The following is a 23,602-nucleotide window of genomic DNA, read 5'->3' on the forward strand; positions in this document are numbered from 1 at the left end:
GGATGCTATCCGTGTTGCGCCTAGGCTGCCCACTGCGCCGACAGTAGCGCAGCTTGCTCCAGTACCGTCTGGGTGGCTTTCTCCTGCTTGTCGGGTGGGTAGCCGTATTTGCGCAGCGTGCGTTTGACCAGCACGCGCAACTGCGCCCGCACATTCTCACGCAAGGTCCAGTCGAGGGTTACATTGTTGCGCACCGTCTGAACCAGTTCACGGGCAATTTCCCGCAAGGTTGCGTCGCCCAGCACCTTGACCGCGCTGTCGTTGGCCTCGAGGGCATCGTAGAAGGCCAGTTCGTCCTCGGATAAGCCGAGTTTCTCGCCACGGGCATTGGCTTCGCGCATATCCCTGGCGAGCGCGATGAGTTCTTCAATCACCTGGGCGGCCTCGATGGCCCGGTTCTGGTAACGGCGGATGGTTCGCTCGAGCATCTCGGCAAACGACCTGGCCTGCACCAGGTTCTTCTGTCCTCGAGCCCGAATCTCTCCTTTAAGCAGCTTTTGCAATAGCTCTACCGCCAGGTTTTTCTGCGGCATCCCCCGCACCTCGGACAAAAACTCATCGGAGAGTATGGAGATGTCCGGCCTCTTGAGCCCCGCTGCTGCGAAAATGTCCACCACACCCTCGGGTGCCACCGCACGGGCGATTATCTGGCGCACGGCCTGCTCGAGTTCCTCCTCGGGCCGTGCCTGGCCTGGCGCGCGTTTAGCCAGCACCGCTTGCACGGCCTGGAAGAAGGCCACGTCGTCTCGGATGCGCAGGGCCTCTTCATGCGGCACAGCCAGCGCGAACGCTTGTGACAGCTCGCGCGCCGCACGCAGCAGCCGATCCTTGCCGTTCTCCTGAGCGAGGATGTGCTCCTGCGCGGCAGGCAGAAGGCTCAGCCGTTCCGCCGGCGTGCCCGTAACCCACCTCGACCAGTCGAAGCCGTAAAAAAGGCCACGGCAAATCTCGTATTTCTCGCGCATGAGCGCCACCGCTTCTTCCTGATTGAGCGCGGTGCGTCCGGTGCCGCCGCTCTCGGTGTAGGTAGCCAGCGCGGCTTTTAGCTCGGTAGCCAGCCCCAGGTAATCCACCACCAGCCCGCCGGGCTTGTCGCGGAAGACCCGGTTTACCCGCGCGATGGCCTGCATCAGGCCGTGTCCACGCATGGGCTTGTCCAGGTACATGGTGTGCAGGCTGGGCGCGTCGAAGCCGGTAAGCCACATGTCGCGCACAATGACCAGCTTGAAGGCATCTTCGGGATCGCGGAAACGCTTAGCCAGCGCTTCGCGGCGGGGCTTGTTGCGGATGTGCGGCTGCCAGTCGGGTGGGTCGGAAGCGGAGCCGGTCATCACGATCTTGATCGCGCCTTTGTCGTCGTCGTCGTGATGCCACTGGGGCCTCAGGCGCACAATCTCGCGGTAGAGTTCCACGCAAATGCGACGGCTCATGCAGACAATCATGGCCTTGCCGTCCAAGGCCTCGAGCCGCTGTTCGAAGTGCTGGACAATATCCTTCGCCACCAGGCGCAGCCGCCTTTCCGCACCCACGATGGCCTCGAGCTGCGCCCACTTGCTCTTGAGCTTCTCCTTGCGCTCGAGTTCCTCCCCCTCGGTAACTTCCTCGAATTCCTCATCAATCTTCGGCTTGAGTTCCTCAGGCAGGTCAAGCTTGGCCTGGCGGCTTTCGTAATAGATGGGCACGGTGGCCCCGTCCTCCACGGCGCGCTGGATGTCGTAGATGCTGATGTAATCGCCAAACACCGCGCGGGTATTGGCATCCTGAAGCTCGATGGGGGTTCCGGTGAAGCCGATAAAAGAGGCGTTGGGCAGGGCGTCGCGCATATGGCGGGCAAAGCCATCTATGAAGTCGTACTGGCTGCGATGGGCTTCGTCGGCAATAACCACGATGTTGCGCCGCTCGGAAAGCCGCGGGTGGCGGTCGCCTTTCTCTTCGGGCATGAACTTCTGGATGGTGGTGAAGACCACCCCGCCCGACTGCACCGAGAGCAGCTCGCGCAGGTGGGCGCGGCTTTCGGCCTGCACCGGCGGCTGGCGCAGCAACTCGTGGCAACGCGCAAAGGTGCTGTAAAGCTGGTCGTCGAGGTCGTTGCGGTCGGTGAGCACCACCAGGGTGGGGTTCTCCATGGCGGGTTCGCGGATGATGCGCCCGGCGTAAAACGCCATGGTCAGGCTTTTACCCGAGCCCTGGGTGTGCCAGACCACGCCGATGCGCCGGTCGCCCGACTGGCCCCCCCTACCCTCGCGCAAGGCCAGGGCCGCCCGCAGCGTTTCCTGTACTGCCACCTGCACCGCGTGGAACTGGTGATAACCCGCCATTTTCTTGATCAATCGTCCGCTGCCGTCATCCTCAAACACGATGAAGTCGCGCACCAGGTCGAGGAAGCGCCGCGGTGCGAACACCCCCTCGAGCACCACCTGCAACTCGGGCACGTGGCTGTCGGCCAGGCGATCGCCAGCCACCGTGCGCCAGGGCTTGAACCACTCCCGCCCTGCCCCCACCACCCCCACGCGCGCCTCCACCCCATCGGAAATCACCAGCACCGCGTTGGGCACAAAGAGCGAGGGGATTTCGGCCTGGTAGGTCTGGAGCTGCTGCCACGCCGTCCAGATTGTCGCGTCTTCGTCGGCAGCGTTCTTCAGCTCCACTACTGCCAGCGGTAGGCCATTGACGAACAGCACCACGTCGGGGCGGCGGGTTGAGGCACGTTGCATAGATGGGGCACGTTGCAACGTACCCCTCTCCACAACGCTGAACTGATTGACCGCCAGCCAGTCGTTGTTGGCTGGGTTGTCAAAATCAATTACTCTGGCCTGTGCGCCGCGAATCTCGCCGTCCTTGTCGCGGTACTCCACGTTTACGCCATTCACCAGCAGGCGGTGCAGGGCGCGGTTTCGTTGGATTAGGTCTGAACCCTCAGGCTGGGTGAGCTTGCGGGAGGCGTCCTCCAGCGTCTCTGCAGGCAGCCCAGGGTTAAGCCGCACCAGCGCATCGCGCAGCCGCTGCTCGAGCACCACCTGACCATAGTCGGCCCGCTCGGCCTGGGGCTGGTCGGGGGCAATCTCGGGGCCGTGTACCACCTGCCAACCGGCGGCCTCGAGCCAGGCCAGGGCGGCTTCTTCAACGACAGATTCGGTCATTTGCGCCATAACTGACCTCTCGTGGGGGCCTATTCCAACCCCACCCCGACAACCGGATTTTCCCTATCCAATCCCCATTTTATGGGGTTATTCACGATGTATTGGCGAATGCGATTCAGGGATGCATCGTTGCGGATGATGTGTTCGTAATAATTGCGTTGCCAAACGGGCATACCGGGCGTGCCGCGGTGTTCGTTGATGCGTTTGGTTGTGGCGGATTTGAATAAACGAACGATTGTCGGAATGGAATTCGATGTGGGTTTGCCGAATTGTTCGATGGTAGGGGCACGTTGCAACGTGCCCCTACCATGCAACGTGCCCCTACCATGCAACGTGCCCCTACCATGCAACGTGCCCCTACAATCATCGGTGATGATGATGACGCCGTGGATATGATTGGGCATCACAACGTATTCATCCAACACCACGGACGGCCGCAAAATGGCCGTTTTCAACCATTCATCCCGGACAATCAGGCCAATTTCATTCAACCGCATTTCCCCGTCCACCACATCCCCAAACAAACATTCGCGATTCTGCGCGCATATGGTGATGAAATACGCCCCCGCCTGGGTGTAGTCGTACCCCTTCAGGCGAACGCTGCGGCGGTGGTGTTTGTCGGGGTTGTATTTCACAGCCCACGCTCCTCTAAAAACCGCTCCGCATCCTTCACCCGAATCTCGCCCGAGATGAGCTTGGGCAGCAGCGCATCGCGCAGGGCGGCGAGGGTGCGGGATTCGAGCGCGTTTTCAACGACCTTGCCATACATAGGGCGCGAGAACTGATCGAAGGCATCCATTATGGGAGTGGGAGGCGTGACTACGCGGATTGGACGAAAGCTCGCTTTGCTGATTTCCAAAAATGTCGAGCCATTCGCGTGACTGAGAATCTCGTCGTGGGCGGCACGTGCCCAGCGCAGCAAGAACAGGTTTGATACACCCTGTCGTGGTTTCATCGCAATGAAACCCTGATTCACTGCTACGGGCACTTCAGCAATCGCGAGATAACCAATGGGAGCACGTGATGAAAGGAGAACTGTACCTCTCGGTAGCAAACCGGAACTGATCTGAGCCAAACCGGCATCTGTGATCTTACGCTCAGTGTCGAGCAGAACCGGCATCGAAAGCCCCGACAAGTCCTTCGGTGTGACCCAGTGATGGGTGCCACCGTCCCAAAACTCTGCGCACTCTGTCTTTGGTGTGCTACCACCGACGACTTCGGCCAAGTCACCGATGGACTTTACCCCCCACCCCTCCGGAATCTCCCCCAGCTCCGAGTCCACCAGCCGGTCGGGGAAAAGGTCGTAGAGGTGGGCGGGCAGGCCGGGCAGCGATTGGCCGCGCTGCCAGCGGCCCTCCATCTTGGCGCGCACGGGGTCGAAGTCCACAAACCACGACTTAAACAGCGCCCGCGCCATTGCCTCCAGCGTCTCGCTCATGCGCCGGTTTAGCTCTATCTTGTCGTCCAGCGTGCCGAGGATGTGGGCGATGGCGCGTTGTTCGCCCACGTCAGTTGGGACGATGACGCGAGCTTGATGAAGATGGTTACGATTTATTCCTGGAACCGCAGCCTTGTCCACATACGCAAAGAAATCCAAGCCACGCAGGAAGTAGCTGATAAAACGCGGATCGTTGCCTTTGAAGTCGCGTACGTAGAGCGTGGTGTTCAGGGGCCAAAAGTCCTGCTCGACGTAGAAGACCTCTCCGAGCGTTCCATATCGGCCGGTAACAACTCCCGGGCCCTTGACCATTGCCTCAGCGTGATAATCGGTGACTCCGGACGATGACACGATGGGCACATACCCAGGTCGGCGATCCTGCTGTGGAAGATCGTATCCACGCTTCAGCTCAATCACCTCGCCAAGCGCACACTCTTTCCACTCACCCCCCATACCCCAACTCCTTCAGGTTGGCAGCAATAGCCTTATCCAGCCTCGCGGCCTCGGCCTGCTGCTCGCGCAGTTGCGCCACCAGCCGCGCCATCTTCTCCTCAAACGGTTCGCTGTCATCTTCCTGCGCCTCGGCCCCCACATAGCGCCCCGGCGTGAGCACGTAGCCGTGCTTGCGCACCTCGTCCAGGGTGGCGCTTTTGCAGAAGCCGGGCACGTCCTGGTATTCGCCCGCGTCCTTTTCGCCGCGCCAGGCGTGGTAGGTGCTGGCAATCTTTGCGATGTCCTCGTCGGTGAGTTCGCGGTGGGTGCGGTCTACCATGCGGCCCATCTTGCGGGCATCAATAAACAGAATCTCGCCGCGGCGGTCGCGGAACTTGCCCCCAGGCGCTGCGCCAGCAGCGCCGTATGGACGAGAGCTGCGGTCGCGCGCGAGGAACCACAGGCAGGCCGGGATCTGCGTCGAGTAGAAGAGCTGGCCGGGCAGCGCCACCATGCAGTCCACCAGTCCCGCTTCAATCAGGTTCTTGCGAATCTCGCCCTCGCCCGACTGGTTGCTGGACATCGAACCGTTGGCTAGCACGAAGCCGGCCACGCCCGTGGGGGAAAGGTGGTACACGATGTGCTGCACCCAGGCGAAGTTGGCGTTGCCCACCGGGGGCACGCCGTACTGCCAGCGCTTGTCGTCGCGCAGGCGCTCGCCGCCCCAGTCGGAGACGTTGAAGGGTGGGTTAGCCAGAATGAAGTCGGCCTTCAGGTCGGGGAACTTGTCGTTGTGGAAGGTGTCGCCGTGGGCGATCTGGCCCTCGATGCCCCGGATGGCAAGGTTCATTTTCGCAAGCCGCCAGGTGGTGTAGTTCGACTCCTGGCCGTAGATCGAGATGTCGGCTTTGGCCCTGCCACCGTTGCCGTTACCGGTCGCATGGGCGCGGATAAACTCCACCGACTGCACGAACATACCCGCCGAGCCGCAGCAGGGGTCGTAGACCCGGCCATGGTAGGGCTCGAGCATCTCCACCAGCAGCTTGACCACGCAGCGGGGCGTGTAGAACTCGCCTCCCTTCTTGCCCTCGGCGCTGGCAAACTGCGAGAGGAAGTATTCGTACACCCGGCCCAGCACGTCCTTGGCGCGGGCTTCTTCGTCGCCCACCTTGATGTTGCTGATCAGGTCTATAAGCTGCCCCAGGCGTGTTTTATCCAGCGCCGGGCGGGCGTACTCCTTGGGCAGCACGCCCTTGAGCGCGGGGTTGTCGCGCTCGATACAGGCCATGGCGTTGTCCACAAGCTGGCCGATGGTGGGCTGGCGGGCCTGGGCCTTCAGGTGCGCCCAGCGGGCCTCGGGGGGCACCCAGAAGATGTTCTGGGCGCGGTATTCGTCGGGGTCTTCGGGGTCGGCGCCTTGCGCGCGTTCGGCCTCGAGCTTCCTGTGCAGCTCCTCGAAGGCGTCGGAGATGTACTTGAGGAAGATCAGGCCCAGCACCACGTGCTTGTACTCGGCGGCGTCCATGCTGCCGCGCAGGGTATCGGCCATCTTCCAGAGTTCGGCCTCGTAGCCGACGGTGGCGGCGGTGGTTGGGGTGGATTGCGGGTTGGATTTTCGCCTCGGCATGGTTTACCTCGTGGGATGTAAGCCCGGAGCGCCAGAAGTTCGCTCGGAGAGCACGTTGTGCTCTTTATGCTACGCAATCCCAAAAGCACACGCCAAGTCATTTGCACTGAAATAGCACCGGTCTATGCCCGCCCGCCGTACGCGGGCGCTGGTGCGGGAATAATTTTCAGCCTGCGACGCCCTCGAGCCGCCAGTCCACCTCGGGGTAGATGGGCCGGATGCCGTGCAGGAGTTCGTTCAGGCGGTGGAGGGTCTCGAGGCCCTCCTCGCGCAGGGCCTCGCGCAGCCGGGAGCGGTCGGGGTAGAAGCGCAGGGGGTGCTGCCAGACCGCGCGGCCTGCCAGGTAGCCCCGCGCACCGGCCCGCAGGGCTGCTTCCAGCACCTGCACGAACTGGTCGGCGTTCAGGCCGCCCGAGAGCAGCAGCCAGGGGGCCGGGAGCTTGCTGTACTCCTTCATGTCGGCCTCGAGGTCGTCCAGCGAGTAGCCCTTGCCGCCCCACTCCTTCACCAGCCCCGCCGCGCCGGGGAAGGCCAGCTTGTAAAGGTCAATGTGAAAACCGGGGTCGGCGAAGGCCGCGGCGATTTCCAGCGACATCTCGCGCAGCTTGGCGTTGTAGGTAGGGGCATCCTCGCCGGGGAGGGGGTAGGGCAGCACCTCAAAGATGAAGAGGCGGTCGGCCTTTCGGCAGGCCTCGCCCACGCTTCGCACAAAGTTCAGTTGGTGCTCGGTTATTTCGGGCGGGGCATCGGGGCGGTGCCAGGCCAGAAGCTTCAGGCCATCGGCCCCCATGCGCACCGCCTGCTCCACGCTCCAGCCGGGAATCATCGCACTTTTGCGCCAGCCGCCCTCTACGGTCTCGAAGCGGTGGTGCTCGAGGGTCAGCATCAGGCCGGTCTCGCGCGGCAGAACGGGCATGGCGGCGGGGAAAGCGTAGTGCGGGTCTATCAGGATTCCAGTCACGCCCCGGGCCAGGGTCTCGGCCAGCAGGCCCTTGAGTTCGGTCACTTCGGGCCCCACGCTCTCCGGGTCGCGGCCCAGGGCCTGGGCGACGATCTGCATCAGGGGTGGGCGCTGGTCAATGGCCAGGGTGCCAAAGCGCATGGCCCCATCGCCAATACGGGCATAGGCGCGGGCTTTTGCTGGGGTGGTTTTCATGCTTCTCCTCGTGTATCTAGCTTGCTTAGGGTTTTGGGGTTCAGGGCAAGGAAGCCAGAAAGGCCCGCACCTCGTCCCGGCGCGGGGGGCTGGCCTGGGCGCAGTGCAGGGCGGCGGTCGCCGAGGCGAAGCGCAGCGCTGCCACCTCGTTCTGCCCCTCGGCAAGGGCCAGGGTAAAGGCCCCGTGGAAGACGTCCCCCGCCCCGGTGGTGTCGCGCACCTGCACCGGGTGGGCCGGCAGGTGTCCGCCCGCATAGGCCACCCCCTGGGCCCCCAGGGTCACCGCGGCAAACACCCCCAGGGCTTGCAGTTGGGCCAGCAGCGCGTCCACGCCGCCTTTCTGCACGGCCAGTTCCTCCGAGGCCACCACGTGCGTGGCCACCTGGGTGAGCATCCAGTCCTCGTCGCGGTCGCGATCCAGGTCCAGCACCACCGGGAGGCCCCGCGCGCGGGCGGCCTGGCCCAGGCCATACCCCGCCGAGGCCCAGCGCCCGTCCAGCAGCAGCGCGCCGGTTCCTTTGAGCAGGCCCTCTTCGTCCAGCACCAGCCCCTCGGGCAGCCCGGGCCGGTAGGGGAAGATGTAGCGCTCGCCCTCCGGCGTGACCAGCACCGCCGAGACCGGGGTGGCCGCCCCAAGCTGGAAGTGGGCCCTGACCCCTTCGGCCTCGAGCATCCCCTGCAGGCGTTCTCCCGTGGCATCGTCACCCCGACGGCTCACCAGGTGGGCCTCGGCCCCCAGCCGGGCCGCCGCCACCGCGGCCACCGCCGCCGGCCCCCCGATGGTCTCGCGGTAGTCCAGCACCCCGGTGCGGCTGGCACGGGGTGGGAAGGTCTCGATGTAGTAGCGCTGGTCCAGGTTGGCCCAGCCCACGGTCAGGATCTTCACCATACCAGTCGGTTTTCCTGGGGCCGGGCGGGCAGCACCTCCAGGCCCAGCCAGGCGCACATCTCCAGCAGGGCCTCTTCATGCGCGCCCATCCCTACGGCCAGGTGGTGGGGGAGGCGGTGGTTGAGCCAGCTTGCCAAAAACTGCCGGGGGGTGAGGGGTTCGGCGGCCCAGGTGGGGCGGGTGAGGTAGCCAGAGTCCCCGTCGTAGCCTTTCTCACCGCTCAACACACCCCCGTGCACCACGGCTTTGCGGCCCGGCAGCAGGCGCAGGCCGCTGATGGGCCCGGCCCGCAGCGCCATGTCGCGCACCGCGGGCAGGTGGCGGTTGAAGTGCGGCACCAGCCGGGTGGGGCCCGCGGCCCAGGCCAGAGGCGCCTCGCCCCCGTGCCAGAGCATGATCCCTTTGGCCGAAAAGTGCGAGATGTCCAGCAGAATGGCCGGCCGGCCCGAGATGGCCTTCAGGGCTAGCTGGCTGGCCAGGCCCATCACGTCGCCCTCCGGGGCCAGGGTGTAGCCCGCATCGGCCAGGCGGGCCATGGCTGCATAGGCCATCACCCCTGTTCGGTCGGGGATTTCCGGCCACTCCCGCAGGGCCACCCCGTCGTAGGGCCGGGCCAGTTGCTCCAGGGCCAGCTCGAGGCGGAAGCTTTCGCGCAGCTGCTCCAGCGGGTACTCGGAAAGCTCGCGGAACTCTGCGACCCGCGCCTCTAGCTCGGCCTCCGAGACCGCCGCCAGGGCCTCCCACAGCTCGGACAGCTCGGCTTTCTCCACGGTGAGGCCGGTCTCGGGCAGGGCCCCAAAGGCAAAAAAACCGGGCGCGTGGCCGCCCAGCCAGAGCACCCGGCCCTCGCGCAGCACCTTCACACCCCGCAGGGCCTGCAGGGTGAGCTCGAGGCGGGTCTGAAACCAGGCATCCTCCACCGAGCCGTAGAACCACTTGGTGGGCTTTTGGGCCAGCGAGACCCCCAGGTTGAGGCCGCAGACCGCGTTCTGCGGCAGCGGGCCGCTGTCCCATACCTCGGGCAGGGCCCACAGCCCCACCGGGATGGGCAGTTCCAGAAGCGGCAAAAAGGCATCGCCGGTGGCAAAGGTCACGTGCTGCACCAGCAGCAGATCCAGCTTCGCGGCCTGGGCCGCGCGGGCCGCCGCCTCGGCCTGGGCGGTGTCGGCCACCGGCTCGGCCGCATAGGCCAGCTCGAAGCCCAGCTTGGGGCCCAGGGCTTCCAGGGCCTGGCGGGCGGTGGGCTCGAGGCCCAGCCTGGAACCCCTAAACAGGGGCCGCACGATAGGAACAAGTCCGATTCTGAGGTTTTGCATAACGATGATCTGGTACTACCTGTCGGCCTACCCTTTCACCCCCCCCTGGGTCAGGCCGCCCACCACCCGCTCCTGGAAAATCGCAATCACCAGGGCCACCGGCACCAGCGCAATTATCAGCGCCGCCGAGATCAGCGGCCATGGAAAGCTGTACTCGCCCTGCAGGAACTGGATGCCCACCGGCAGGGTGCGCATGGCCTGCGAGGGCAGCAGGGTCAGCGACAGGAGGAACTCATCCCAACTGTTGACGAAGGCCAGAATGCTGGCAGTAAAGACCCCCGGTGCAGACAGCGGCACCACGATGCGCCACAACGCTCCCAGACGAGAGCAGCCATCCACCATGGCGGCCGACTCCAGATCCTTGGGGATGCCCTGAAAAAAGCTGACCAGCACCAGCGTGGCTACCGGGATGGACAGCGCGGCATGGGGCAGAATCAGGGCGACATAGGTGTTGCGCAGCCCCAGCGCCAGCACCATCTCGAACAAGGGCAGCAGCAGGGTGACGGTGGGAAACATCGAAACCCCCACCAGCAGAGAAAAAATCAGGGTTTTGTAGGGGATGCGCAGACGGGCCAGGGCGTAGGCCGCCAGCGCCGATACGAACACACACAGCAGGGTTGCGCCCACGGCCACAATCAGGCTGTTGAGGAAATAGCGCCCGATGGGGGCCCTGGTAAGGGCCTGCACGTAGTTTTGCAGGGTCGGGTTCTCAGGCAGCCAGGTGATGGGGATGCGGGTGAGCTCCGCCTCGGTTTTGAACGAGGTCAGGAGAATCCAAACCGCCGGAAAAAAACCGTTGATAACAACGATACCCGCCGCAATCCAGAGCCATATACGGGGACTGTTGAGTTTCACCATACCCTCCCGGCTCGAGCGCGGGCGCCAGGGCGCAGACAAGCCCCGAAGGAAGCGGGCCGCTCGAGCCTAATCATCGGCCCCCCTCACATACCGCAGGTAGACCAGCGTAACCGCCAGGCTGATCAGGAACATCAGCACCGCCAGGGCCGACCCATAGCCAAAGTTGAGGTTTTCGATGCTCATGGTGCGCACATACATAGCCAGGGTTTCGAAGGAGCTGCCCCCATTCTGCATCGCAAAGGGGATGTCAAAGGTCTGGAAAGCCGTGATGGTGCGGAAGATTGCCGCCACCAGGATGGCCGGGGTCAGGAGCGGCAGGGTGATCCGCCAGAAGCTCTGCCAGCGGCTGGCCCCATCCACCGAGGCCGATTCGTAGAGCTCCTTGGGAATCACCTGCAGCCCGGCCAGCAAAATCAGGGCCACAAAAGAACTGCTTTTCCAGATGATGCTGAAGCAAATGGCCCAGAACAGCAGCTCCGGCGTGGTTACCCACAACAGCCGCTCGCCCCCTAAGCGCACGATCACATCGTTGACCACTCCATACTGGCTGTCAAAAAACCATCTAAAAATCAGCCCAGCGAACACCAGCGGCAAAGCCCAGGGTAGCAACAGACCCAGGCGCACCGGCCACTTGGCGCGAAAAGGCAGGTTGGCTAGCAAGGCCAGCAAGAGCCCCACCACCAGCGCCCCCGGCACCGTCACCAGCACAATCAGAAGGGTGTTCCACAAAGCCGTCCAGAAGCGCTCATCGGAAAGGGCCTGGGCAAAGTTGGCAAAGCCAATGAACACCGGGTTGCTGCCGGTTTCATCGGTCAGGCGGCGCTGGAACAGGCTGTTATAGATCAAGCGCGCAACCGGATACAAGGCCACCGACCCCAGCAGCAAGGCCGCCGGAAGCAGCAGCCAGAAGGCCAGGGCGCGCTCGCTCAGGTCGCCAAAGCTGCGGCGGTATTTGGGCTGAATCATGCGCACCTCCCGGTAAATCCTTGGCCCAGCCACTCGGTCATCGCCATTCCGCTATGCCTGGAGATTGTTGGGTCGGTCTTGGGCCATCTGTGCATGGCTTGTGCCAAAAAGAGCTGTTCTTGTGTTGTGCAAACAAAAAACACCGGTTGAGGGGTAGGGGCGGCAGGCCCCTACCCCAATCGGCTATTTATCGGCCGCTGTAGATCGCCTGCAGACGGTTCACGATATCGCGGGCACCCTGCTCGGGGGTTTTCTGCCGGGCCAGCACCTGGTTGGTATTAACCCGGATGGCCTCGGAGATCTCGGCGTAACGCGGATGCTGCGGACGTGCACGGGCTGCCTGCACCACAGGCAAAGCCTGGGCGAACCAGGGGTTCACCCGCAGGATGTCGGCATCGCGGTACAGCGAGGGGAAGACCGGCAGGTTGGAAGCATCAATGGCTAGAATCTTGGAGACCTCCGGGCTACTCAGGAAGCGCACCAGGCGGTGAGCCTGCGCTTTGTTGCGGCTGAAGTCGGAGACGGTCCACTGCCAGCCGCCCAGGCAGCTCGCCTGGCGGCCCCCAGGGAAGGCGGGCAGGGGCACCACGCCAATTTTGCCCTTGACCTGGCTGTCGGGGTCGTTCTGGAACCTGTTCCAGGCATAGGCAAACAGCGTACCGAAGATCCAGCGCCCGGCCTGCATCTCCTGGCGGATGGTGTCTTGGGGTTTTTCGGCCATGTTGGGGGGAGAAACCCGCCGATCCATCAGGCTGACCCAGAACTGCAAGGAGCGCTGGGCCTGTTCCACGGTGAGGCTGAACTGGCCCTGGGCGTTGGTCACATCGCCACCAGCCGCCCAAATGGGCAGCAGGAAGGTACAGACCGTCCCTTCGATGGGTGCGCCGATATAACCGATGCCGTTGAGGTTGGGGTTGTTCTCGCGCTGCAGGATGGTCTGGGCCTGCTGGATGGCCTCATCCCAGGTGGTGGGAGGCTTGAAGTTGTACTTCTCCAGCAAGTCGGCGCGGTAGTAGAGGAACATCGCGTCGGCAAAGGCCGGCAGGGCCACCAGTTGACCGTTGATCACGTTGGCCTGCGAGTAGGCCGGCAGGTACTGCCGCAGCAGGTTCTGGCGCGAAGCGGCGGGCAGATACTTGTCCAGGGTATCAGCCCAGCGACTGGCCAGGTACTGAGCGGGGCGGATAACGTCAATCAGGATCACGTCGATGCTGGGATCGCGCGAAGCCAGCACGGTGGTGAGGTACTGCTGCTGCTGATCGGAGGTAGCCCCACCCACCTCCAGATCAACCCGAACGCCGGGGTTGCGCGACTGGTAGAGGTCGAAAATCTTCCGCATCACGTCCGGGCGCTGCTGACCTCCCACGAACACCCGCAGGCGGGTTTGCTGCGCCAGGGCGGTTGAAAACACCAGCACAGCGACGAGTAGCCAAAACAACTTCTTCATCTTGTCCCTCCTCCTTGTAGATGCACGCCTAGTGTACCGAGTTCGGCCTGAAGCGTCTGGTTGACCTCCAGACCTTCCGCCAAGGCTTTCTCTCGTAAAGCGGCCCGGCGCGCACCGGGAATCCGGCCTCCGGCCGCTTTAAGAGCCTCGATGAGCTGGGCCACCCGGCCCCTGTAGCCCGGGCCAAAGGCGGCGGGGTCAAAGGCCAGCAGCAGCAGCCCCGGCTTGGCGGCCTGCGCTGGGGGCATCCAGGGCAGGGGCAGCTCGGGCGAGAGCACGTCGCCCGCCAGGGCCCCGGCCAGAATTTCCACCAGCACTGCCAGCGCAAACCCCTTGCCCTCGCCAATGGGCAGCAGTGAGCCTTCCAGCGCAGCCTTGGCATCGGTGGTTGGGCGACCCTCCTTGTCGAGCGCCCAGCCCGGCGGGATGGGCTCGCCCTTTTTAGCCGCGGCGATGATCTTGCCGCGCGCCACCACCGAGATGGAGGTATCAATGATGACCGGCTGGGGCTCGGCCGGCGCGCCCAGGGCGATGGGGTTGGTGCCCAGCACCGGCCCCGGGGCGATGGCCGGGGGGGTGTTGGCAAAGGCCAGGGCTACCAGGCCCTCTTGGGCCAGCCGGCCCACGTACGCCGAGAGCACCCCGGAATGCCCCGCGCCGCGCACGGCCAGGGCGGCGCTTCCCTGCTCCCTGGCCATCGGGGCCAGCGCCTGCACTGCAAAAAGCCCGGCCACCGGCCCGGGTGCGCCGTCGGCATGCAGAACTGCAACCCCGGGTTTGGTTCGTTCCAAACGCATCTGCGGCCGGGGGTTGAGCCCACCGGCCTGTAGCTGGGCGGTGTACTGGGCAATCCGGGTCAGGCCGTGCCCCAGGTTGCCCTCGAGCTCGGCCTCGAGGATCACCTCGGTGAAGGCCTCGGCATGATCCGGGGCCAGCCCCAGGCCCTGGAAGTGGCTCGAGACCGCCTGCTTGAGTACGGGATAAGGAACCCTCATGCCACCCCCAGGATGTTCAAAACCCCCTCGGCCACCCGCAACCCCACCGCCTCCTGGGCCTCGGCGGTCAGGCCGGCCACATGGGGGGTGATCCACAGGTTCTCCACACCCCGCAGCGGGTGTTCAGGGGGCAGGGGCTCGGGGTCGACCACGTCCAGCACCGCCCCGGCCAGGTGGCCCGAACGCAGGGCCGCCACCAGGTCGGCCTGCTGCACCAGCTCACCGCGGGCGGTATTGATGAGAAAGCTGCCCCGGGGCATGGCGGCCAGGGTCTCGGCCCGGATCAGTTCTCTGGTCTCGGGGGTTAGCGGGGCGTGCAGCGAGAGGAACTGGGCCCGCCGCAGCACCTCCGGGGTCGAGACCAGCTCAATCCCCAGGTCTTCCACCGCGCTCTCCCAGGGCAGGCGCATGGGGTCGGAGGCCACCACCCGCATGCCAAAGGCCCGGGCCCGCCGGGCCACCCGGAGCCCCACCTCGCCCAGGCCCACCAGGCCCAGGGTCTTGCCCGAGAGCTCGAACCCCCCAAAGGCCGTGCGGTTCCAGCCGCCCTCCGCCACATGGGCCGCCGCCCCCGCGATGTTGCGAGCCAGGTGCAGCATGGCGGCCATTACATACTCAGCGACGCCATTGGCGTTGATGCCCCGGGCAAAGTAGAGCTGAACCCCGGCGGCCTTCAGGTCGGGCTGGTTGATGTTGTCCAGGCCCACCCCCAGCCGCCCCACCACCCGCAGCCGGGGCGCGGCGGCCAGCAGCTCGGCGTTGACCTGGGTCTGGTTGCGCACGATCAGCGCGCTGGCCCCGGCCAGCCGGGCCTTGAGGGCTTCGCGGTCTTTCCAGAGGTGGGGGTCGTAGTGCACCTCGAGGCCGCTTTGCTGCAGGCGCTGCAGGCCGCTGGGCGTGATGAACTCGCAAACCACTATCATGGTTCAGGCGCTGGGGTAGAGCTTGGTGATGACGAACTCGTTGTGCCGCAGGAGCTCGGCCGCGGTCAGGCGGCCATTGACGGTGCGGGCGAAGACCTCGAGGATGCGGTCGGCGGCCTGGTCGAGGTTGATATCGCCCACCAGCAGATCCGGCAGCTTGACGTCGATGTGCTCGCTCATGGTGCTGCAGGTGATGGGGTTGGGCGAGACCTTGATGACCGGAATCAGGGGGTGCCCCACGATGTTGCCCTGGCCGGTGGTGAAGAAGTGCAGCACGCTGCCCCCCGCCGCGCAGAGCGTTACCTGCTCGGCCCCGGCGGAAGAGCTGTTCATAAAGACCAGACCCTGGCCCGGCTTGACCGGCTCGGCGTAGTCGAGCACCGCCTGGATGGGGCGGGTGCCGGTTTTCTGGATGTTGCCCAGGGCTTTTTCCTCGATGGTGGAAAGGCCGCCGCGGATGTTGCCCTCGGTGGGCTGGGAGCCCAGCAGGTCAACGCCCTGGGCCTCAATCATGCGGATGTAGTCGTTGTAGATCTGCATGAATTTGCGCTTGAGGGCGGGCGTGGCACAGCGGTTGGCGATCAGGTGTTCGCCGCCGGTGAGCTCGGAGGTCTCGCCAAAGATGACCGAGGCCCCCATATCCACCAGTCGATCCACCGCCCGGCCCTGGGCCTTGTTGCCGGCCAGTCCTAAGGTGGGATCGGACTCGCCGCACTTGATGGAGAGCACCAGCTCCGAGACCTGGATGGGCTCGCGCCTGAGCTCGGAGGCGTCCTGCGCCATCCGGTAGGCCACCCGGCTGGCCGCGTTGATCACGTTGAGGTCGCCGTGGCGCTCGATGGAGAAGGTCTCCACCGGTTTGCCGGTTTTGGCGATAGCCGAGGCTACCCGGTCGGTCCACTTGGGCTCGATGCCGATCACCACCACCCCATGCACGTTGGGGTTGGCCCCGTGGCCCGAAAGGGTGCGGAAGGTGAGCTCGAGGTCGGCGCCGAACTGCAAGCGCCCGTAGGGGTGCGGCAGGGCGGTGGTGCCGTGGATGAGCCGGGCCACCCCCTCGGCAGCGGCGTTGGAAAGGTCGTCTACTGGCAGGATCAGCACATGGTTGCGCACCCCCACCGCCCCGTTGGGACGGCGGTAGCCGGTCAGTTGTAGCTCTTTAGAGGCGGCTTTCCTCGGCATCAGCGGCCCCCTTTGGCCCTGGCCTTCTGGCTTTTGCTCTTGCTGCCGTAGTCCCAGCGCAGGGTGCGGATGTTGTGCACGTGTACATAGCCACCTTTTTTGACGGGCTGGGTCATGCGGCCCACCTTTTCGCCGTACTCGATAACCACATGGCCCTCGGGCATGTCCCTGAGGGCAATTTTGTGCCCCAGCGGAATATCCTCCAGCAGTTTGACCCTGTGGGTTTGCCCGCCCTCGAGGCTGTGAATGACCAGCTCCTCGCCGGCTTTCAAGTCGGCCACCGCAACCGCCACATCATCGGTGCTTTTATGCGCTAAGGCCCTATATGCCACCAGATCCTCCTTTGGTTTCTGCAAGATTTTATATCTAAAATATTTTGTGGTCAATGTGCTAAACTGGAAGACCGAGGATGACCCTGCACCGCACCACCCTGAACCGCGAAGCCTACAAGGCGCTCAGGCAGGCCATTCTGGGGCGCCGAATCCCCCCCGGCCAGAAGCTGGTGGTGCGGGTACTGGCCGAGGAGCTGGGCCTCTCCCCCACCCCGGTCAAGGAGGCCCTGGCCGCGCTGGAGCGGGAGGGGCTGGTGGTGGCGGTGCCCCACCGGGGCTATTTTGTGCTGGAACCGAGCCTCGAGGACGTGCGCGAAATCTACAGCCTGCGCGAGGTGCTGGAGGGGCTGGCGGCCCGTCTGGCCGTTGAGAACGATGGAAAAGCCCTCCTCAAGAGGCTCGAGCGGCTGTTCGAAAAGCAGCGCGAAGCGGCGGAACGGGGGGATATGGACGCCTACGGCGACCTCGACCTGGCCTTTCACCGCACCTTCTGGGAAGCCGCCGGCAGCAAGCGCCTGCTGGCCACCGCCGAGACCATAGACGGCCAGATTCGCATGCTCATCAACAGCTCGGCGGCCATCCCCGGGCGCTTACCGCAGTCGCGGGCCGAACACCAGGCTATTTTGCAGGCGGTGCGCGACAAAGACCCTCAGGCCGCCGAGGCCGCCATGCGCACCCACGTGCGCAACGCCGGGCAGGCCCTGGAGCAATTCCTGCTGCACCAGGCCAAGCGCTAAGGCCCCACCGCCAGGGCCCGCCGCACATTCCCATCCACCCTATTCAGCAGGGCCTGGGCTGCCGGGGCATCCAGCCCTTTTTCGATCATCACAATGGCGGTCTTGACGCGGTACTCACAGGCTTCCAGGGCTGCTTTGGCCTGGGCCTCGGAGGCCCCTGTGGCCGCCACGGTCAGGCGCACCGCCCGCGCCAGCAGCTTGGCGTTGGTGGCCTGCACATCCACCATCAGGTTGCCATACACCTTGCCCAGTCGCACCATCAGTGCGCTGGAAAAGGCGTTGAGGGCTATCTTTTGCGCGGTACCGGCCTTGAGGCGGGTTGAGCCCGAGATCACCTCGGGGCCAGTCTCGAGCACAATTCCTATCTGGCTCTGCTGCACCAAAGGCGTCTGGGGGTTGTTGGCGATACCGATGGTCAGGGCTCCCACCTCCCTGGCGGCGCCCACCGCCCCCAGCGGGTAGGGGGTGGTGCCGGAGGCCGCGATCGCAATCACCACGTCGTGATGCGTGGGATGCAGGGCCAGCAGGTCGCGCTTTCCGGCCTCGAGGTCGTCCTCGGCGCCCTCCACCGCCCGCCACAGGGCTTCCCGGCCCCCAGCGACACAGGCCACCGCCCGCTCCCTTGGCCAGGAAAAGGTGGGGGGCAGTTCGGAGGCATCGAGCTGCCCCAGGCGTCCGCTGGTGCCAGCCCCCACGTAAATCAGGCGCCCCCCCGCGTTCATGCGTTCGGCTGCCTGTTCGACTGCGTCTACCAACTGGGGTAGGGCCCGCTGCACGGCCTCCACCGCCCGGAGCTGATCCTCCACTAGGGCCTGCAGGATCGCTGGGGTGGGGCGGGTCTCGAGGTCGCGAAAGGCCTGGTTGATCTGCTCGGTGGCTATAAAGGGCTCTTTCATAGATACTCCAGCGATTCTAAATGCCAGACCTGAACAGCGCCCAGGCCATGCGGGCGGCGGCCTCGGCGCTCGAGGCGTGCTGAACGGTCAGTTCCAGCATTTCTCGGGCTCCTTGCTCGATGAGCGGGCTCACCTGCAAGGCCCCCCCGCACAGCACCACCGGCAGGGGCCCCAGCCGCTGGCGCAGGGTCAGGGCCAGGTCGGCCAGCGCGCGCCCGGCCTGAAGCAAGATCTGGGTTGCGGCCTGGTCGCCCTCGAGGGCCGCCCGGCCCACCGCCGGGGCCAGCCCGGCCACGGCCTGCCGCCCACCCCCGTACACCTGCGCGCGAATGTGCGGCCAGTCACAGCCCCCCAGCGCCCTGTACAGATGCCGGGCCAGCGGGTACGAAGCGGCATCCAATCCCATATCGCGCCAGCGCAACACCTGGCGCAGCGCGGTTTTCCCTATCCAGAACCCGGCCCCCTCGTCGCCAATCAAAAAACCGTGCCCGCCCGCGCGGTAAACCGTACCGTCCTGGACGATGCTGTAGGCCACCGAACCGGTTCCGGCATAGACCACGATGCCCTCCCCAGGGGCGAAGTGGGCCCGGTAGACCAGTTCCATATCGTTAAGGACAAGCACCCGGTTCTCTGGAAGCCCCAGGGCTTGCTGGATATATGCACCGAGCTGCTGGGCTTCCTTGGTGCCCGCATCCAGACCAGCAACACCGGCCACCACCGCCATCGGCGCAAATGACCGGCCCTCCCGCAGCAGCCCATCCAGCGCGGCCAGGGTCTGGGCCTTTACCTTTTCGTCGAACAGGTGGCCCACAAGGGGGGCTGTGCGTCCTCGAGCCACCAGGCGGCCTTCTTCATCCAGCACCGCCCATTTACCGCTGCTGGCGCCACCATCAATACCCAGGGCATAGCGCATGGGCTTTCTCCTAAAGCTCGAGCCCGCCCCGAAACACCCGCCCAACAGGGCGTCCGTTTTCCCACAGGGTCAGGTCGGCGGGGGCCTCTGGGCGAATCTGGCCGTGCTGGGGCCAGCCCGCCGCCAGCGCCGCCCCCCTGGTATGAGCCCACAAAACCTCAGCCGGTGTCAGGCTCTGGGCCGGGTTCAGGGGGTGCTGGGTAGCGGCCTGGAGATTAAGCTCGTAGAGCGGTTTCATCACCGGGGCATCCGAGCCAAAGGCCACAGGCAGGCCGGTCTTCCAGAGGTCGCGCAGGCGGAAGGCCTCGTGCTCCTGGCCCTTCAGGTGAAACCGCACCAGCTCGGCGTCGCCCAGTAGGTGCATGGGCTGCAGGGAGAGGGCCAGGTTGAGGCCGGCCAGCCGGGCCAGCTCGGCATCGCGCACGTGCTGGGCGTGCTCGAGCCGAAAGATGCGCCTGGAGATGGGTTGCAGTTGGTGGAACACCTCCAAGACCCCCTGCACCGCCCGGGTTCCAATGGCGTGCACCACCAGGCCCAGGCCGGCCTCCAGGGCGGCCCGCCCTTCGCTCAGGATGAGCTCGAGGGCATCGAGCGCCAGCCCGTGCGAGCCGTCGGGGTAGGGCTCCACCATCCAGGCCGTGCGGCTGCCCAAGGCCCCATCGGCAAAAAACTTGACCGCGGCGATCTCCAGGCTGTCGCCCCGCCAGCCGGGCCGGGCTTCCCGCCAGTGGTCGCGATCCAGGGCCCACCACAACCGCACCGGCAGGCGGCCCGATTCTGCCAGTTGTTCGGCCAGGCTAAAGTGGCACCAGCCCATATGGTGCACGGCGGTGTAGCCCCGGCGGGCCAGATCATGGAGGCCGCGCTCGAGTTCGGCCAGGCCGGGTTTTGGCATCACCCGCTGCACAAGCTCCTGGGCGGCTTCCAGCAGGTAGCCGGTGGGCTGGCCCTGGGCATCGCGCACCAGAACCCCACCAGGCGGGTCGGGGGTCTGGGCGGTGATACCGGCCTGCTCGAGGGCCCTGGTGTTGGCCCAGCCCGAGTGCCGGTCGCGGCTTTGCAGGAAGACGGGGTGGTGGGGGGCCGCCGCATCCAGCAGTTCGCGGGTGGGATAGGCCCGAAAAAGATAGCCGCCCCCGCGAATCCAGCCGCCGGGGGGCAGGGCACGGGCCTTCTCGGCCACCTGCTGCGCCACCGCCTGGGGGTCGGTCAGCCCCTCCAGATCCAGGCTGTCGAGTTGCAGGCCCCACATCTGCGGGTGGGCGTGGGCTTCGTGCAGACCGGGGGTGATCTGCTCGAAAAATTGCTTTTTTGCACCGGGATACCGCGCGCTCAGGTCTTGCAGACTGCCCACATCGGCAATGCGATCACCCTCCAGGTACACCGCTTCGACCTGGCCGGCCTCGGTCATGGTTTCAACGCGCCCGTATAGCAGCATGGAAGGCATCCTATCCCGCCGATGCCCCTGGCTCAAGCCGGGGGTGGAGGTTCTGTACAGCCCGATTGGGCATTCGCCCCCAAATCCAGGTTATAGCGGGCGGCTATACTCGGAGTCCGATGAGGCGCAGCGTGGTGGTCGGGCTGGGTCTGGCAACTGGTCTAGCATTGGGCTGGGCAGCCTTTGAGCATTACCACCGCAACCGCATCTATGCAGGCGTCGAGGCCGCTGGGGTTTTGGTGGGAAGCCTGACCCTGGAAGAGGCCGAGGCTCGTATTGCCGCCGCCACGCAAAACACCCCCCTGCCCCGGCTTACCCTCAAGGCAGGGAATCAAACCCTCGAGGTCTCCGCGGCCGAGCTGGGCTGGAGGCTCGATGCCAGGGCCACCGCCCTGCGCGCTTTTGCAGTAGGACGGACAAGCCTGGGCGAGCGTTTGGCCGCCCTGCGCGGGCAGATCAAGGTTCCGCTGGTGCCCAGCGTGGATGCCACAATCCTGGAAAAGCGGCTGCAATCCATCGCCCGGGGCCTCGAGCGCCCCCCCACCAACGCCAGGGTGGTCTTCAAAAACGATCGGTTCGTGGTTATTCCGGAAAAGCCAGGCCTCGAGCTGGACGTCCAGAGCGCAGTCGAGAGCTATCTACAACACCCCAAACTGACCGTGCTCGAGTTTTTCCCCAAAACCATCACCCCCCGCGTTACCGCCGCCGTGCTCGAGCCGGTGGCCCGCCGGGCCAACGAGCTCCTGCGCCCCCTCGACCTGATCTACACCGAACCCCCTCCCAGCGGCAGCGGAAAACGCCACCGGTACAGCCTGGGCGCGGCCCAGGTGGCCTCGCTTTTAAGCGTGCAGGAGGAGGTCAGGGTTAACACCCAGGCCCTGCGCAAGCTCCTGGCCCAGATAGCCACCCGCCACGACCGCTTACCCAAAGACGCCCGCTACTCCCCAGGCCCCGGGGGCCAGCTCACGGTGCAGCCCGAGGTCAATGGCTGGAAGATGAACCAGCCCGAGAGCCGCAAGCGCCTCGAGCTGGCCCTTCTGCGGCCCGATCTGAGCGAGTTTCACCTGACCGTGGTGCCCAAGGCCGCCCAGGTGCGGGCCGCCGACCTGCCCAAGGCCGAGAACCTTCAACTCCTGGCCGAAGCCACCACGCACTACGGCGGCTCGAGCCCCGAGCGGATCGCCAACGTCCACGCCGCTGCCCGCAACCTGGACGGCTACGTGGTGCCCGCGGGAGGGGTTTTCAATTTCAACGAGGCCATCGGCAGCATCAGCCCCGAAAACGGCTTCAAGGAGGCGCTGATCATCTCCGATGGGCGCACGGTCAAGGGCGTGGGGGGCGGGGTTTGCCAGGTTTCCACCACGGCCTTCCGGGCTTTGTACCAAGCCGGCCTGCCCATCCTCGAGCGCAACCAGCACGCCTACCGGGTGCGCTGGTACGACCCCATCGTGGGCTACGACGCCGCGGTGTACCAGCCCTATCTCAATCTGCGGGCCAGCAACGACACCCCAGGCCCCATCATCGTGCGCACCAGCTTTACCCGCTCCAGCCTCACGGTGCGGCTGTACGGCCTCCCCGATGGCCGCAAGGTAGCGGTCTCCAAGCCGGTCATCCTTGCCCGCACCCCCCACCCGCCCCCGCAGTACATCGTAGATCCCAGCCTGCGCCCCGGGCAGATTAAGCAGGTGGACTGGGCCGTGGATGGCTTCCGCACCCGCATCACCCGCACCATCACCCGCCCCGACGGGCGGGTGGAGGTGGACGTGCTCAACTCCAACTTCCGCCCCTGGCGGGCGGTGTATCTGGTGGGGCCTCAGACCCCCATCCCAGCGGACGAGGTGGCCTCGAGGAACCCTTAGGCCGGGCTCATCTCCACCCGGTTGCGGCCCAGGCGCTTGGCTTCGTACAGGGCCCTGTCGGCCCGCTCTACCAAAGCATGAATGCTGTCGCCTATATGCCCTTCGGCCACCCCAAAGCTCGCCGAAACCGGGCCCACCAGCTTAAAAGGCCAGAAGGCGATGTCTTCCCGTAAGCGCTCCACCGCCGCCGGCACATCCTGCTGGCTCTCACCACGCATCAAGATCATGAACTCCTCGCCCCCCCAACGCCCCAACACATCCTCCTTGCGCATGGAAACCCGCAGGCGGCGGGCCACCTCCCTGAGCACCTCGTCGCCGGCTGCGTGACCAAAGCGGTCGTTTATCTGCTTGAAGCGGTCGATATCCAGCAGCACCAAATACAAACCATGCATATGCTGCGAGGCTTCTTCCAGCAGCTCGCTCAGGGCCAGGCGGTTGGGCAGCCCGGTCAGGGGGTCGGTGCGGGCCAGGGCATGCATCTCTTCCACCTGCCGGTTGGCCAGGGCAAGCTGATCCTTGACGATGGCCAGGGCGTATAGCAAACCCGCCATAGCAAAAAGCCGCATCTCCGAGCGCACAAAGGCCAGAAACTCGGTTCTGTACTGGCCCTGGGCCACCTCGCCCCCCAGCCGCAACAGACCCAGGATCAGGGTCACCACCGCCAGGGCCAGGCTGTATGTCAGACCCTTGCGGGCATCGAATACGATGTAAAGCAGAACCATGACAAACGCCATGACCCAGTAGGTGCTCTCGATCTCGACCCAGTTCTGCTCGAGGTTGCCCCAGAACAGGTAATAAGCCAGCTTGATGGTAAAGAAAAGCGTTACCGTAGCGATGGTCTCGCGCTCAATAGCACCCAGATTAACCCCGCGGTATAGCCGCCAGGCCCAGCCCGCACACATCAGGATAAACGCCGGGTACAGCCAGCGGATAAAACCCTCCTCGGGCCGCATCAGCCAGATGAAAAACAGCACCGGTATGGCCAGCAGAATAGCCCAAAAGTAAGCCGCCCGTCTTTTGCTTTTAGAAATAGCTACAAAAAGCCCCCGCACCCCATC

Annotated in this window: 20 protein-coding genes; 2 read left to right on the forward strand and 18 right to left on the reverse strand. The window is 65.1% G+C overall.

What is annotated here, in order from left to right; translation table 11 throughout:
* Positions 1 to 20: 20 nt before the first annotated feature.
* From MRUB_RS12335 to MRUB_RS12400, 14 genes are all read right to left on the reverse strand, one after another.
* Positions 21 to 3,140, reverse strand: a complete 3,120-nt coding sequence (locus tag MRUB_RS12335) for a type I restriction endonuclease subunit R (RefSeq protein WP_241476953.1) — start codon at positions 3,138 to 3,140, stop codon at positions 21 to 23.
* A 29-nt stretch (positions 3,141 to 3,169) separates the two neighbouring features.
* Entirely contained in the window at positions 3,170 to 3,775 is a 606-nt protein-coding gene (locus MRUB_RS12340; protein ID WP_013014700.1) for a transposase, read from the reverse strand.
* Entirely contained in the window at positions 3,772 to 5,031 is a 1,260-nt protein-coding gene (locus tag MRUB_RS12345) for a restriction endonuclease subunit S (protein WP_013014701.1), read from the reverse strand. The genes MRUB_RS12340 and MRUB_RS12345 overlap by 4 nt, the downstream gene beginning before the upstream one ends.
* Positions 5,021 to 6,637: a class I SAM-dependent DNA methyltransferase gene (locus MRUB_RS12350; protein ID WP_013014702.1), complete on the reverse strand. Its 1,617-nt coding sequence runs from the start codon at positions 6,635 to 6,637 to the stop codon at positions 5,021 to 5,023. The genes MRUB_RS12345 and MRUB_RS12350 overlap by 11 nt, the downstream gene beginning before the upstream one ends.
* Before the next feature lie 166 nt (positions 6,638 to 6,803).
* Positions 6,804 to 7,793 carry a tagatose 1,6-diphosphate aldolase gene (locus MRUB_RS12355; protein WP_013014703.1) on the reverse strand — a complete coding sequence of 330 codons (990 nt, stop codon included), beginning with the start codon at positions 7,791 to 7,793 and terminating at the stop codon, positions 6,804 to 6,806.
* 40 nt (positions 7,794 to 7,833) lie between these two features.
* Positions 7,834 to 8,682 (reverse strand): PfkB family carbohydrate kinase, encoded by an 849-nt coding sequence (locus tag MRUB_RS12360; RefSeq protein ID WP_013014704.1) that lies wholly within the window; start codon positions 8,680 to 8,682, stop codon positions 7,834 to 7,836.
* On the reverse strand, positions 8,676 to 9,998 hold the full coding sequence (locus tag MRUB_RS12365) for a fucose isomerase (protein ID WP_013014705.1): 1,323 nt from the start codon (positions 9,996 to 9,998) through the stop codon (positions 8,676 to 8,678). Before MRUB_RS12365 ends, MRUB_RS12360 begins: the two co-directional genes overlap by 7 nt.
* A gap of 27 nt (positions 9,999 to 10,025) precedes the next feature.
* Positions 10,026 to 10,856, reverse strand: a complete 831-nt coding sequence (locus tag MRUB_RS12370) for a carbohydrate ABC transporter permease (protein ID WP_015586738.1) — start codon at positions 10,854 to 10,856, stop codon at positions 10,026 to 10,028.
* 66 nt (positions 10,857 to 10,922) lie between these two features.
* Positions 10,923 to 11,822 carry a carbohydrate ABC transporter permease gene (locus MRUB_RS12375; protein WP_013014707.1) on the reverse strand — a complete coding sequence of 300 codons (900 nt, stop codon included), beginning with the start codon at positions 11,820 to 11,822 and terminating at the stop codon, positions 10,923 to 10,925.
* Positions 11,823 to 12,009: 187 nt separating this feature from the next.
* On the reverse strand, positions 12,010 to 13,269 hold the full coding sequence (locus tag MRUB_RS12380; RefSeq protein WP_013014708.1) for an ABC transporter substrate-binding protein: 1,260 nt from the start codon (positions 13,267 to 13,269) through the stop codon (positions 12,010 to 12,012).
* Positions 13,266 to 14,264 carry an Ldh family oxidoreductase gene (locus tag MRUB_RS12385; protein WP_013014709.1) on the reverse strand — a complete coding sequence of 333 codons (999 nt, stop codon included), beginning with the start codon at positions 14,262 to 14,264 and terminating at the stop codon, positions 13,266 to 13,268. The genes MRUB_RS12380 and MRUB_RS12385 overlap by 4 nt, the downstream gene beginning before the upstream one ends.
* The gene (locus tag MRUB_RS12390; RefSeq protein WP_013014710.1) at positions 14,261 to 15,187 is read right to left on the reverse strand and encodes a hydroxyacid dehydrogenase; all 927 of its coding nucleotides are present in this window, start codon (positions 15,185 to 15,187) and stop codon (positions 14,261 to 14,263) included. The genes MRUB_RS12385 and MRUB_RS12390 overlap by 4 nt, the downstream gene beginning before the upstream one ends.
* A 3-nt stretch (positions 15,188 to 15,190) precedes the next feature.
* Positions 15,191 to 16,369: a UxaA family hydrolase gene (locus MRUB_RS12395; protein WP_013014711.1), complete on the reverse strand. Its 1,179-nt coding sequence runs from the start codon at positions 16,367 to 16,369 to the stop codon at positions 15,191 to 15,193.
* Positions 16,369 to 16,701 carry a UxaA family hydrolase gene (locus MRUB_RS12400; RefSeq protein ID WP_013014712.1) on the reverse strand — a complete coding sequence of 111 codons (333 nt, stop codon included), beginning with the start codon at positions 16,699 to 16,701 and terminating at the stop codon, positions 16,369 to 16,371. Before MRUB_RS12400 ends, MRUB_RS12395 begins: the two co-directional genes overlap by 1 nt.
* A gap of 77 nt (positions 16,702 to 16,778) precedes the next feature.
* On the opposite strand from MRUB_RS12400, the gene MRUB_RS12405 reads away from it, so the two are divergent.
* Positions 16,779 to 17,438 (forward strand): GntR family transcriptional regulator, encoded by a 660-nt coding sequence (locus tag MRUB_RS12405; protein ID WP_013014713.1) that lies wholly within the window; start codon positions 16,779 to 16,781, stop codon positions 17,436 to 17,438.
* On the opposite strand, the gene murQ is transcribed toward MRUB_RS12405, so the two are convergent.
* The 3 genes from murQ to MRUB_RS12420 are packed head-to-tail and all read right to left on the reverse strand — an operon-like array spanning position 17,435 to position 20,685.
* Positions 17,435 to 18,334, reverse strand: a complete 900-nt coding sequence (gene murQ, locus MRUB_RS12410) for an N-acetylmuramic acid 6-phosphate etherase (protein WP_013014714.1) — start codon at positions 18,332 to 18,334, stop codon at positions 17,435 to 17,437. The two genes, MRUB_RS12405 and murQ, sit on opposite strands and share 4 nt — an antisense overlap.
* A gap of 16 nt (positions 18,335 to 18,350) precedes the next feature.
* The gene (locus MRUB_RS12415; protein ID WP_013014715.1) at positions 18,351 to 19,247 is read right to left on the reverse strand and encodes an N-acetylglucosamine kinase; all 897 of its coding nucleotides are present in this window, start codon (positions 19,245 to 19,247) and stop codon (positions 18,351 to 18,353) included.
* Between the two features lie 10 nt (positions 19,248 to 19,257).
* Positions 19,258 to 20,685, reverse strand: coding sequence for an amidohydrolase (locus tag MRUB_RS12420; protein WP_013014716.1), 1,428 nt, complete (start codon positions 20,683 to 20,685; stop codon positions 19,258 to 19,260).
* 119 nt (positions 20,686 to 20,804) lie between these two features.
* On the opposite strand from MRUB_RS12420, the gene MRUB_RS12425 reads away from it, so the two are divergent.
* On the forward strand, positions 20,805 to 22,544 hold the full coding sequence (locus MRUB_RS12425) for a VanW family protein (RefSeq protein WP_013014717.1): 1,740 nt from the start codon (positions 20,805 to 20,807) through the stop codon (positions 22,542 to 22,544).
* On the opposite strand, the gene MRUB_RS12430 is transcribed toward MRUB_RS12425, so the two are convergent.
* Entirely contained in the window at positions 22,541 to 23,596 is a 1,056-nt protein-coding gene (locus MRUB_RS12430) for a GGDEF domain-containing protein (protein WP_013014718.1), read from the reverse strand. The genes MRUB_RS12425 and MRUB_RS12430 overlap by 4 nt on opposite strands.
* Between the last annotated feature and the right edge of the window lie 6 nt (positions 23,597 to 23,602).

The sequence above is a fragment of the Meiothermus ruber DSM 1279 genome (assembly GCF_000024425.1).
Classification (GTDB): domain Bacteria; phylum Deinococcota; class Deinococci; order Deinococcales; family Thermaceae; genus Meiothermus; species Meiothermus ruber.